We start from the raw sequence: 11,979 nt of genomic DNA on the forward strand, positions 1-11,979 counted from the left end.
GCAACGGATCGAGCCCGGACAACTGCCAAGCAGAAGTGTAAATTCCACACTCCTGCTTGGCCTCCAGCACTTGCCTTTCAATGTCCCTCATGCTGGTCGCTGCGTGGCCGGAGGGTCGTCGCCGACATTTTCGTGAGGGACGGCCGTCAGGGATGCCAATAGGTCTTCCAATTCGCGGCGACGCGGCTGGAACTCTGATTGAACGCAGCGTTGATTGACGGAATAAACCCAAGCGGCAACCAATACAGCAATTGCAGCTATCAGTCCAATGACGACGTACATCAACCAACCTGCATCACGTAGTCGCCAACAAACGACCAGGAATAATGGCGCTGCGCCGAAAACAATCGGTAGAACGTACCACCAGAGAATGTTGGTCAGTAGCCAAATCTGGTGATTCACTTGATGCAACGACGAGTGAATGCACGCCTCCAAGGTGTCGTTCTTGGCGGGCCTTTTTCGCTTTTGAAGCTGACGATCGACGATAAAAAAAACACCGACACCCAGGCAACTTGCCGCCAAGGGATACATGGCCCATTCGTGCATCCTGGATGCATCCACCGAGAAGAGGATCGCGAGAAAAACTGCGACACTGACTTCACGCAGGTCGCGTCTGAACAAGACAGACTCGAGGTAACGCTGGTTTCGTCGTACTTCATTGAGCAGCAACTGAGGATTCAACTTGATCTGCCCCTGGTGATTGTGCGATTGCCACTCTGCTTGCAATTCATCAAAGTTCATCGCAATCGTCCTTTAGTAATTCAAATAGCTCCTTGCGAATTCGGCAGAGCTTGACCCCAACATAGTTTTCCGAGATGCCCAGCACTTCGGACATCTCGTGATAGTTCAATCCATCCAGATGCATGAGCGCGAGCGCCGCATCGATTTTGGAAAGTTGTCGGATCGCCACGTACATTTTTTCGATCAGTTCGTGGCGGGACGGTTTCATACTCGAATCGACTGTGGCATTGAGTGAGACGTCGCATTCGATCATCAGCAGATGGAGCTGTCTTCGACGGGTTTCGTCGCGGCGCCAGGCCAATGCGGTGTTGAGAGCGACACGATAGATCCACGTTGATTCTTTGGCAGCCCCTTGAAAACGTGGAATCGAAGACCAGAGATTCGACAGGACTTCCTGTAAAAGATCGTCTTGATCGACGAATGAGACAGCATAAGCGCGAACGATCTTCAGAATCAGGCCGATGTGATCGCTCTGCCAACGGAGGAAAAGCGATTCTTGCTCACCAGACGGCATTCCGAATGACTCCCATTCCAGTTGTCGATCGTAAGATTAGTGTCGGACACGACCGATTCCTTACAAGTCTCAGGCCTATTTTCTGAAACATTTCGAATGCTTGCTGGCCGCCAAATGGTTTACGGCAAAATAACTTGCTCAGTGGGTAGCAATGCCGCTCATTTGCGAATCAATGTCGTGTTGATAGATTGCAGAAGAGCGAAACGATTGTCCTTGGCATTTCACGATCCTACGGGCGTGGCGTACGCGGGCGGATTGTCGCATGGCCATTCAAGTCACCTCACGATTTGGGAACGAGCTTTCATGCCGTCTACTCTTAAGATCCTCGCCTTTGCAGGTAGCGTGCGTAGGGATTCATTCAATCGCAAGCTGCTTCGGCTGGCAGTTGCAGGAGCGGAGGAAGCGGGAGCCGAGGTCACTGTTGTTGACCTGAGGGACTATCCGCTCCCCATATTTGATCAGGATTTGGAAGCCGAAAGCGGCCCGCCCGAGAATGCCAAAGCGTTGAAGAAGCTGTTTATCGAGCACCATGCACTGCTGATCGCTTCTCCCGAATACAACAGTTCGGTAACGCCGTTGATGAAAAATACGATCGACTGGGTCTCTCGTCCCGTGGCAGGCGAGCTGGCGCTTGCTGGGTTTCATGGTAAGGTTGCCACCTTGATAAGTGCATCCCCCGGCACATTGGGCGGCTTGCGTGGGCTCATTCAACTTCGTTCGATCCTCGGCAATATTGGCGTGATCGTTTTGCCCGAACAAATCGCGGTGCCATTGGCGAATGAAGCATTCGACGCACATGGTGCACTAAAGAATGAACGCCAGGCGGCGAAGGTGAAGAACATTGGAGCAGGGCTCGTATTCATGGCCCGGCGGTTTGCGCCTTAAGAATGTGTCAGCACCGGCATGAGCGGGCTTGTAATTCATGTTGCTTGAAATGACGCATTGACTTAGAACTCGCCTCGAAAAACCTTGCGATATCGCTGCGCGCTCTGACAGCGCGTTTTTTCGCTCGAAGGAGTTGAGCGTGATCACGTCCAGTGTTGGATCGTCGCCTGTCCTCAATCAAACGCAAAATGCAAATCGCGTTCTGAGACCCACCGCTGAAATCATTCGATTCAGCGAAATCGTAGCGGCAATTTTTTTCGTTTTCTTGATCGCCGTCTCGGCCGGACACGCCCAAGATCTATCGCCCATCGAACAACTCGGGAAGGAATTGTTCTTCGATACCAATCTGTCGGTGCCAGCAGGGCAAGCGTGTGCGAGTTGTCATGCACCCGAGACAGGCTTCACCGGTCCGAGTTCCGACGTCAATCAGCAGACGGGAGTCTATCCTGGTGCTGAACCGTCGCGATTTGGAAATCGAAAGCCACCATCGGTGGCCTACATGTCGTTCAGCCAGAAACGCGAATACAAGAAAGACGACGAAACCTGGGTTGGTGGACAATTCTGGGATGGCCGAGCGGACGATTTGATCGCTCAGGCAAAGGGGCCATTCCTCAATCCACTCGAAATGAACAATGCCTCTGCGGCGGACGTGGTGAATAAGGTACGACGATCGAACTATCGCGACTTATTCGATCGTGTATTTGGGAAGAAGTCGCTCGACACTCAGGCCAGCGACACGACGTTTGATCAGATCGCCCGGGCAATCGCCGCCTATGAATCATCACGCGAAGTCAATCCGTTTAATTCTAAGTACGATGCGTTCCTCGCGAAGCGTGTGAAGCTGACACCTCAAGAGCAACGTGGACTTCGGCTCTTTGCTGACAAGGCGAATTGCACGGCCTGCCACCCACATGAAATGGGGCAGGACGGTTCCCCACCCTTGTTTACAGACTTCACCTACGACAATTTGGGAGCACCCAGGAACGAAAAGAATCCCTTTTACCGGGCTCCAAAGTCGGTTAACGCGGATGGGGCGGCTTATCGCGATCTTGGAATCGGTGCGTCCGTCAATGATCCCGCCCATTACGGCAAGGTGAAAGTTCCCACACTTCGCAACATCGCGAAGAAGCCCTCGCCAGATTTCGTGAAGTGCTACCTGCACAACGGAACGTTCAAATCGCTGAAAGAAGTCGTCCACTTCTACAACAAGCGAGATCAGGACCCGGACCATTTCCCTCCGGCCGACGTGCCGGAAACGGTTAATCACAAAGAACTTGGAAATTTGGGACTGACTGATGAAGAGGAGGACGATTTGATCGCATTCTTGGGAACGCTCTCGGACATCTCGATTCCCAGGGAAACACCGGAACCGTTCCAGCCAATGCAGCCCTTATTCACCAAGCAAGCCTATCGCGGAGTACTCGACATTCAGCGTGTTGAGAAATTCCGAATGCACGTCATCCAAGCATCAGGAAAGAAGGACGCCGCCCGCCGATGACACAAGCCATTACACACAATAACCTTATAGATATTCTCGCAATCTAACCTCGCCAACTGGCCCATTGACCACCTATTCTTGAAGCCCAAAATGGCGGCAATCGAGGCTTTTTCCCATAAGTGTTTTCTATAAAATCGTTTGCGGCATCTCTCGTCACCGCAAATCCTGACGGAAACGCAATAAATCTCGCGTCACGTCTTGGCTTCACCTTACGGCGAGTTAATAATAGCCGCGCAATGGATTCTTCTTTCTGCGGGCCATGATTCCATTCGCAATTGCGTCTGAGGATGACGAATCGACGCTGCGCAGTTGTCGCGTGGCGGCCCCGCACTCTTGTTTTTCGATGTGGCCGTTTCCAATTGGAGCCCCAGATCGATAATTCATACGAAATATCTCATGACACCAGCGACCAACTTAGTTGCGTTGAGCCTGCTTTCGATTGCAATGAATTTCATTGGAATCTTGAACGCTCAAGAGCTGCCAACAGAGGTGTTGCCGCCAAAGCAGGGAACAGGCGAATCCGCGAAGTCGGCACTCGAATCCGCAACATCAAATCTATCGACATCCGAGACGAAAAAGAGTCTTGGCTCGAAGACCTCATCCGACAACGATTCCGAACAGGATGACTATCAGAAAGAAGAACAACAAATCCGGCAAAGTGCCGAAGCCTTTGTCGCGGCTTACAACGCACATGATGCCCTAGCGGTGTCACAACTCTTCGCGCTGGACGCGGAATTCACCGACGAGGATGGAGATCTCGTACGAGGCCGAAAGGCGATTTTGCAGGACTTCGCCGAGATGTTTTCGAAGTTTCCCCAGTGCAAGATCGAGGTTGACGTCGAATCTCTGAGAGTACTCACCCCGAATATCGCCATTGAAGAAGGCGTCATCAGGGGATACCCCGAGCCTGACCAGAAACCGAACATCAGCGGCTATGTCGCGATCCATGTCAGAGTCGGCGACACGTGGCAAGTGGCATCAGTCAGTGATTTCGAAGCGGAGTCCGAACAACTCACGCCACGCGAACACTTGCAAGAGTTGTCGTGGATGGAAGGCGTCTGGATCGATGAAAATCCAGAGTCGATCGTGAAATCGACCTGCCAGTGGGACAACTCTGGCAATTACTTGCTGCATGAATTTGAGCTCAAATTCGCAGGTGTCGTTTTGTCGAACGGATCGATGCGCATCGGTTGGGATTCGCTAACACAGCAGATCAAATCGTGGACCTTTGGCGCGGATGGCGGATATTCCGAAGGGTTGTGGATTCGCGACGACAACGAGTGGACCGTGAAGTTGCGAGGCGTCAGTGCGGATGGCGAAGTGACCTCAGCAACCAGTGTGTTTGTGTTCGTCGATGACGACACGATGACCTGGCGTTCGTACGACCGAACTGTGGGAGGACGATCGACGGACGACATTCCTGCGAATGTCATCAAGCGTCACGTTGCCCCACCGCAAGACTGATTGAGTCCGATTGGGGCCGCCCTGCGATCTGAATCCATACTCTATTTCGACTGATTGTGAGCGTCGTCATCATGAATATCAAAACAGCAATCATCCTCGTCGTATCTGCCGCATTGATCGCAAATCCCTACGAAGTACTTGCTCGCGGCCGCGGAGACTCGGGAAATAATCAGGGGGGCGGAGGAAAAGGTGGGGGCGGTGGCGGTGGAAAAGGCGGAGGTGCTCCAGCAGGTCGCCCCGGAGGAGGAGGTGGTGGAGGTGGACCACGTCCAAACCCAGGCCCAGCACCGTCGCGGCCCAATCCCCCGCCCGCTCGTCCGACGCCACCCCCGACGCGACCAAATCCGGGACCAGCAAAACCGAACCCCAGCCCTGGTCCAGGCGCCGCTCGTCCAAATCCAGGGCCATCACGTCCTGATCTCTCAGGCGGACGACCGAATAACGACGGACCTCGCCCCAGCGGGCCACCCGCGGGCCGCCCTAACATCGGCGGAAACGATCGACCACAGCTGGACGCAAATCGTCCCAATCCTGGTGGTGCGGCACGTCCCAACTTTGGTGGAGGACATGTTGGTCACCAACATGGTGCGGGCGGCAGACCTGGAGTTGACAACAAGCCGGGTGTTGCCGTGGGAAATCGGCCAGGGCATGGGGGAGATCATGGCCCAGGCCCCGGTGGTGGTGGTGGCCGCCCAGGTCCTGGGTCCGGCAAGCCGGATATCGGCCATGTCGATCGCCCCGGTGGTGATCATCGACCGGGGCATGGGCACGGTCCAGGCACAGGTTCGGGACACGGACATGGCCCTGGAACGAACCCCGGTCATGGTGGCGGCCCCGGTTGGGCAGGTGGTCACCGACCTGGCAACGGCCCCGGACACCATCCTGGGTCTGGGAACCGGCCATCACCACCACATCATCTCGTGAATGTGAACCATCACCACAATCATTCGGCAGGCTGGAATCATGCCCATAACCACTGGCACCATGGACATTGGGGCGGTGGACACTGGGGAGGCGCACCTGGGTGGGGCATTGGTCATCGTCCCGGGTATCGCCCCGGATACTGGAACGGCTATGTCAGCCGTCCATGGTATCGCCCTTGGTACTCCAATGCTGCGGTGTGGGGACTTGGAGCTTGGGCAATTGGCTCTGCGTACTATGATTCGGGATACGTGGTCTACACGAATCCTTACTACGTAACTTCGACGGGCTACTACGACTATTCTCAACCTCTTCAAGTTGTCGTACCTGCCCAGCAGATGGTTCCGCAAGGTGCCGATGGAACAGAGTTCGTAGTCGATCAGACGCCACCATCCGCTGCGGCACAGGCAAGTCTCACTCACTTGGAGTTAGCGCGAACGGCATTTGCCGCCACTGACTATGTTCAGGCGGCGAATGAACTTGATCTGGCAATCAAAGAGCAACCTTCGGATGCGACACTTCACGAGTTCCGGGCTCTGGTCTATTTTGCCGTAGGCGACTACACAAAGGCGGCAGGTACCTTGTACGCGGTATTGTCGGCCGGACCTGGTTGGGACTGGACAACGATGAGCAGTCTCTATCCCACAGTCGATGTCTACACGGTCCAATTGCGAGCACTTGAGGCATACGTTAAGGCGAATCCCGATATCGCCAATGCGCGTTTCGTACTTGCCTATCAGTACATCACCGAAAATTACCCCGACGCCGCGATTCGCCAACTCAAGGAAGTGGAGCGATTGCAGCCGAATGATCAACTGGCTGCGCGGCTGATCAAGGGACTGGGTGCCGAGGCTGCTTCGACATCGGAAACGATTCCGCCTCCCGTAGCGATCGGCGCCGATACCGCAAACCAAGAACAACCTGATCTACCCGATATCGATCCAGAAAAGATCGTTGGCCATCTGACTGCGGAGAGAACGGATGGCACGCGATTTACTCTGAACCTGACTGCGGACAAGACATTTACCTGGTCGTTTGAACAAGCCGGGAAAAAGAACGAGTTCGGAGGGACCTACACGATCGATGGTGCAGTCCTCGTCCTGGAGCGGGCCGATAAAGCCACGATGCCAGGAGTCGTGACAATGAAGGACGACGGATTCAACTTCAAGTTGTTCGGCGCGCCGGATGACGATCCAGGCCTGGACTTCCGACGTTGATACGCATGCCATCTTCCCGAATCACGATGATTGACCAGTTCAAAGAACTGATCGCATCGAAATCGTAGCTGTTGAAGTTCCGGTCGGTTTGTCGGAAGATCGGGTAACATGAGCGGGGCGATTGCGCTCGCTTTACCTCGATAACGCTGAATCCAACCGGAGTGCTCGTCAAATGCGCCTTGCATTCATTGCGATGGGAATGGTGCTGTTTGGCCATTCGTTCTGTTTGGCCAACGATGGATTGAAGGTGGGGTATTTCGACGTTGATGCCTCGCCGCCCATTGGCAGCCCGATGGCATACGATATTACAACTGAAGTGCTGAGCCCTTTACATTGTCGAGGGATCGTCATTCTTGGTTCGGATGCGCCTATCGTCCTGTGCGCCGTCGACTGGATCGAGATCGCCAATGAAGGGCACCAATTCTTTCGAGAAGAACTCGGACGAGCTGCGGCCACTCCCGTCGAACGTGTCTCGGTTCATTGCCTGCATCAACACGATGCGCCTTGGTGTGACTTTACGGCAGACAAATTGGCCGAAGAACAAGGCATTCGACGCGAGATGTTCGATTCGGCATTCGCACGCGATGTTATCCAGCGAGCGGCCAAGGCGGTGCAGTCCGCAATGATTCAGGCCGCGCCTGTGACGCATGTCGGTTTGGGGCAAGCTGAAGTGGAGCAGGTTGCCTCCAATCGTCGAATTCTAGGTCCCGATGGAAAAGTCAAAGCCGTCCGCTACACGGCAACCAAGGACCCCGCTCTTCAAGCCGCCCCCGAAGGCGTCATCGATCCGATGCTGAAATCGATTGCTTTCTGGAACGGCGAGCATCGAATCGTTGAACTCACCTACTACGCCACACATCCGCAAAGCTACTATCGCACGGGAAAAGCAAACCCCGATTTTCCGGGTATGGCACGTGACCAACGACAGCAAGTCACCGGAGTCCCTCACGTGCATTTCAACGGAGCAGGAGGAAATATCGGAGCTGGAAAATACAACGATGGCCGCCCCGAAATGCGAGCTGTCCTCATGGATCGCGTTGCGAATGGAATGACGCGTGCGTGGGAAAGTGAACGCAAAGTTCCGATCGCGAAAATGGATGTGGACTGGAAAGTCGCCCGTGTCGTGCTTCCACCTTCTCCTCATCTGCAGCACGAACAGCTCGTCGAACAACTCAATAACAAGCAGCGCACAAGTCGTGAACGCGTCATCGCCGCCTGCAAACTGGCTTGGTTGTTGAGGTGCGAGCGCGGCAACGAGATTGACATTGGCTGTCTTAGTTTGGGAGATGTGCGCGTCTTGCACCTGCCGGGGGAACTTTTTGTCGAATATCAGTTGTTGTCGCAGGCGGTTCGCCCTGATCTGTTTGTCACCATGGCGGCATATGGTGATTGCGGCCCTTGGTACATCGGGACCGAGATTGCGTATCAACAAGGTGGGTACGAAACAAGTCCGTCCTCGTCGCTGGTCGCCCCGCATGTCGAGCAGGTGTTGGTCGACGCGATCAAAACGCTGCTGGACGCCAATGAAATTCCGACCGAAAGGCTGGGGATCGACGCGGCTCGACACGAAGTTGAAGCGGCTAAGCTCGAAAACCAATCGAAGTAATTATCGTTTTCGTTGAGAACTTACGGCTCGTAGCGGTGCGATCGCGCTGAGTCGTGGACCATTGGCAGCTCCACAGAGCCATAGGAACAAATATCCATAGTCGTGCGGCATCCATTCCACAACAAGAATGATTGCGGTCGAGGCGAGCGCGGCGATGATCGCCATCGGCAGGACTCGTTCGGCATGAATCACAAGTCGCACTTGCCGTGAGAGGTGCCAGATCGAAGTGATGATGACCGCACAGAATCCAGCGAGTCCCAGCCAGCCGAATCTTAATAAGAACAGCAGGTACTGACAGTCGATCGACCAAAACGTCATGACCGTCAACTTTGCTTCGGGACCGAAGGGAACGTTGACCGGAAATGTCGATGTCCTTGCGGTTCCGTAACCCAAAAGCCCGACTTGGCTGATCGCCAGTTTATATGGCGCGAAGACCAACCAACGGTATGACATCGCCGTCAGTTCTTGCCGTTCTCCCTCGATTTCCACATTTCTTGGCCGGTAATTGCCATCCCAGCTTTCCAATACTTGGCGGACGTCACTCTTGATAAACACCAGCGAAACAACGGCCAATAGCATCACGATGATCAACGGTTTTCTGAGTTTCGGTAGGCAGAACATGGCCGTGAGGTAAATGGTGAGTGAGGCCCCAATCAAGGGGCCACGCGAAAACGATGCGGCAATTCCACAGAAACTGCAGATAGGCATCGCAATCCACCATGAAGGGCCATCCATCCGAATGGAACGATATGCTGCGGCAATCATCCATGGTAGAAGCAACGCTTGAATCATTCCAAACCAGATTGGATGGGTGGTCGGACCTTCGGCGCGTTTGAAACCAAGACGAACTTGCTGTTCGGGAGTTCTGTCGGAAGGACGATGCCCGAAAATCGCATTGCCAGGATTGTGATGGGTGATGGCTTCGGTCACGGCCCACGCCGAAAAGGTGATCGAAAGCATCACCGCAACGGACGTCAATTGCCGCCAATCTGCGATCGTTTGAACGGCAAGTCTCCCCGTAATGTAAGGAACACTCCATTCACCAAAGGCTCGTACGACGTGCGAAAGCACCATCCCGTCTTCGTACCAGTCGGATGCGACATGGATGCTGTAAACGACGAACAGTGCCCAATCGCCGGCGCTGAATGCCCATGTAATTCGGCGGCGAGGATGGACGAGATTGGCGAGCAAGAGAATCAATGATGTCGCAATTCTCAAATCGATCGAGGCACCGAAGACCGTTTGTGTCAACCAGCAAGGAAATAGGAGCGAGACGAGTGAACCCCATCCAAGTGCTGCAACGGGCCCTCGATACAGCATCACAACGATGCTTGTCCCCAGGATGATCGACAAAATCGTCCACCACATCGGTGCGGACCTCAACTAACAAAGGCAAATTGCGGCCAAAATTGCAAAGCACAAGCAGATTCTTCGATGACGGCAGAAGTTTCTTGCTGCACGACGATCGATCTCGGCTATCATGTTGCGTCGACGCGAACGGTAAATGTCGCAATTGACAGCTTCAGAGCTGACGATCGTGCTTGAACCTACTCAATCGACTCTCGTATAAAAGTGTGTTGCGAACGCCTGTTCAATAACAAGCTCCGAGGCATTTCCACTCCGCTTCCTGTCGACCCTATCGTCATAGCATTCGCCTTGGGAGGGTAGTATGCAGCTCCACAGACGTCAATTCCTTCACGGAATGGCTGCAAGTTCAATCGGAATTGTGGCGCAGGCTGCGGAGCCGCGCGCGAGTTCCGCTGAACCGAGGATTCGAGATATTCGAACAATTTCTGCATTGCCGCTACAGGTTACAGAACTTAAGTCGGCACATGATCGAGCGGGCAACTACACTGCGGAATTGCTTCCTGAAGGAGAGGCGTTCGAGATCAAATCGTTTACTCCATTTTTGACGAAACGCGATGAAATCGAAGCGACAAATAAGCGTACGGATACGTGTACGCGTCGCCACGCGCTCTCCGTCGGACTCGAAGTGTTGAACGATGATCAAAAGCACTTGCCCGTTCTAAGTCGCGAACAGATTCTGTCCTACTTGAAGAGTCATTACGTCACAGTTCAGGTCCGAATCTATCGCGAGCCTGTCACGCGGGCGTTGTACCTCGGCCCGCGTTGTCTTGCAGCGACACGTGCATTTGTCGGAAATACGTTATCCCAGGCGTTCTCACCAACGGTGGCCGAGTCACTGAACAATATGCGAAGCCTTGGATTGATGTTGCCTGTCCGTGCCAAGGCCACGCCAGCCAACCTCCGGACGCTGGTGATCGCCCACAAGAATGAGATCAGCTCTAGTACTCGCGGCGCTTTAGCAAAAACGATTTACGAGCTCATGTTCATTCGAGCTCACGAAGCAGGACCAGATCACTTAGAGCTTTACGTATTTGCCACATCAGATGAACGAACCCGTCTTCATTTGGTGAAGTCCGCTGAAAAGCCGATGATTCCAGCCGATTGCAGCGTTCGGGGAGCGGTTCATTTCACCGAGTATTCGCATGGCGGAGTTTATCCCAAAAAGGCGGTCACCCGACGCTCGACGGTCAGCAGTTTGAAGACATTTGCCTGGCACGACATTGAGAGCTTTTCTCGCAAACGATTTGACCGCGCGGCCATCGAAGACATTGCCCCCGTGCTTGATGCCATCATCAGCGGTGACTTGAAGCAACCTTCAACAGTCCGCCAATGACCAACCCGTATGAACCATTGGGATTCACGTCCAGAGTGGATTCTGACGGATTAAAAGGCACGAATCCCAAGGTGATGCAATCACCTTGGGATTCGTGCTGATGTCGTTGCTGAGGTCTGGTTTGATCAGATCTTGGGAACGAGGTTGACGCCCACACCGATGAAGTTGAGGAAGATATTGGTGTAGAGCTCGCCGGGCTTGTAGAACAGCAGGATCTGATCTTCCGGCTGCATCAGGATTCGTTCGTTCGGATCATGCAAGGCTCGGTTCAAGTCCACGCGAATCCGCAATTGCTGGCCATTCGGAAGCTTGCGCACAATCAAGACATCGGTCGGCGGGACCACGTTGCCAGGACCCGTACGGAAGATCGAGCCGTTGACGCTTGGACCACCGGCGCTTCCGTTGACAAGGGCAATCGCTTCCAGAACATCT

The 11,979-nt window shown here is 54.1% G+C and carries 11 protein-coding genes and 1 pseudogene; 7 read left to right on the plus strand and 5 right to left on the minus strand.

The genetic code is table 11. From position 1 onward, the window contains the following. Positions 1–87: 87 nt before the first annotated feature. Both OSO_RS0111625 and OSO_RS0111630 read right to left on the minus strand, forming a co-directional pair. A complete protein-coding gene (locus OSO_RS0111625; RefSeq protein WP_010583507.1) occupies positions 88–741 on the minus strand; it encodes a hypothetical protein in 654 nt (217 codons plus the stop codon). Further along, positions 731–1,255: an RNA polymerase sigma factor gene (locus tag OSO_RS0111630; protein ID WP_010583508.1), complete on the minus strand. Its 525-nt coding sequence runs from the start codon at positions 1,253–1,255 to the stop codon at positions 731–733. The genes OSO_RS0111625 and OSO_RS0111630 overlap by 11 nt, the downstream gene beginning before the upstream one ends. A gap of 303 nt (positions 1,256–1,558) precedes the next feature. On the opposite strand from OSO_RS0111630, the gene OSO_RS0111635 reads away from it, so the two are divergent. Further along, positions 1,559–2,140, plus strand: coding sequence for an NADPH-dependent FMN reductase (locus OSO_RS0111635; protein ID WP_010583509.1), 582 nt, complete (start codon positions 1,559–1,561; stop codon positions 2,138–2,140). Between the two features lie 139 nt (positions 2,141–2,279). Then, the gene (locus tag OSO_RS43125; RefSeq protein WP_010583510.1) at positions 2,280–3,638 is read left to right on the plus strand and encodes a cytochrome-c peroxidase; all 1,359 of its coding nucleotides are present in this window, start codon (positions 2,280–2,282) and stop codon (positions 3,636–3,638) included. A 219-nt stretch (positions 3,639–3,857) separates the two neighbouring features. On the opposite strand, the gene OSO_RS51595 is transcribed toward OSO_RS43125, so the two are convergent. Continuing rightward, positions 3,858–4,022, minus strand: a complete 165-nt coding sequence (locus OSO_RS51595) for a hypothetical protein (RefSeq protein WP_193378332.1) — start codon at positions 4,020–4,022, stop codon at positions 3,858–3,860. A 12-nt stretch (positions 4,023–4,034) separates the two neighbouring features. Here OSO_RS51595 and OSO_RS43130 point away from each other — a divergent pair, with 12 nt between their 5' ends. The 4 genes from OSO_RS43130 to OSO_RS0111670 all read left to right on the plus strand — a co-directional run bounded on the left by OSO_RS43130 (position 4,035) and on the right by OSO_RS0111670 (position 8,846). Next, a complete protein-coding gene (locus OSO_RS43130) occupies positions 4,035–5,102 on the plus strand; it encodes a YybH family protein (protein WP_010583511.1) in 1,068 nt (355 codons plus the stop codon). A gap of 198 nt (positions 5,103–5,300) precedes the next feature. Continuing rightward, complete coding sequence (locus OSO_RS51935) at positions 5,301–6,026, plus strand: hypothetical protein (RefSeq protein ID WP_157605151.1); 726 nt, start codon at positions 5,301–5,303, stop codon at positions 6,024–6,026. Further along, complete coding sequence (locus OSO_RS51940) at positions 6,023–7,240, plus strand: tetratricopeptide repeat protein (protein ID WP_237729276.1); 1,218 nt, start codon at positions 6,023–6,025, stop codon at positions 7,238–7,240. The genes OSO_RS51935 and OSO_RS51940 overlap by 4 nt, the downstream gene beginning before the upstream one ends. 172 nt (positions 7,241–7,412) lie before the next feature. Beyond that, on the plus strand, positions 7,413–8,846 hold the full coding sequence (locus OSO_RS0111670) for a hypothetical protein (RefSeq protein WP_010583515.1): 1,434 nt from the start codon (positions 7,413–7,415) through the stop codon (positions 8,844–8,846). Here OSO_RS0111670 and OSO_RS0111675 read toward each other — a convergent pair whose 3' ends face one another. Beyond that, complete coding sequence (locus OSO_RS0111675) at positions 8,847–10,214, minus strand: O-antigen ligase family protein (protein ID WP_010583516.1); 1,368 nt, start codon at positions 10,212–10,214, stop codon at positions 8,847–8,849. A gap of 301 nt (positions 10,215–10,515) precedes the next feature. On the opposite strand from OSO_RS0111675, the gene OSO_RS0111685 reads away from it, so the two are divergent. Continuing rightward, the gene (locus OSO_RS0111685) at positions 10,516–11,547 is read left to right on the plus strand and encodes a hypothetical protein (protein ID WP_010583517.1); all 1,032 of its coding nucleotides are present in this window, start codon (positions 10,516–10,518) and stop codon (positions 11,545–11,547) included. A 125-nt stretch (positions 11,548–11,672) separates the two neighbouring features. Here OSO_RS0111685 and OSO_RS0111690 read toward each other — a convergent pair. Continuing rightward, positions 11,673–11,979: pseudogene (locus OSO_RS0111690) on the minus strand (hypothetical protein); the annotation flags it as partial.

It is taken from the genome of Schlesneria paludicola DSM 18645 (genome assembly GCF_000255655.1).
GTDB lineage: Bacteria > Planctomycetota > Planctomycetia > Planctomycetales > Planctomycetaceae > Schlesneria > Schlesneria paludicola.

Coding starts and splice junctions, on each gene's coding strand:
- OSO_RS0111625 (WP_010583507.1), bottom strand. CDS start 741: ATGAACTTTGATGAATTGCAAGCAGAGTGGCAATCGCACAATCACCAG.
- OSO_RS0111630 (WP_010583508.1), bottom strand. CDS start 1,255: ATGCCGTCTGGTGAGCAAGAATCGCTTTTCCTCCGTTGGCAGAGCGAT.
- OSO_RS0111635 (WP_010583509.1), top strand. CDS start 1,559: ATGCCGTCTACTCTTAAGATCCTCGCCTTTGCAGGTAGCGTGCGTAGG.
- OSO_RS51595 (WP_193378332.1), bottom strand. CDS start 4,022: ATGAATTATCGATCTGGGGCTCCAATTGGAAACGGCCACATCGAAAAA.
- OSO_RS43130 (WP_010583511.1), top strand. CDS start 4,035: ATGACACCAGCGACCAACTTAGTTGCGTTGAGCCTGCTTTCGATTGCA.
- OSO_RS0111670 (WP_010583515.1), top strand. CDS start 7,413: ATGCGCCTTGCATTCATTGCGATGGGAATGGTGCTGTTTGGCCATTCG.
- OSO_RS0111675 (WP_010583516.1), bottom strand. CDS start 10,214: ATGTGGTGGACGATTTTGTCGATCATCCTGGGGACAAGCATCGTTGTG.
- OSO_RS0111685 (WP_010583517.1), top strand. CDS start 10,516: ATGCAGCTCCACAGACGTCAATTCCTTCACGGAATGGCTGCAAGTTCA.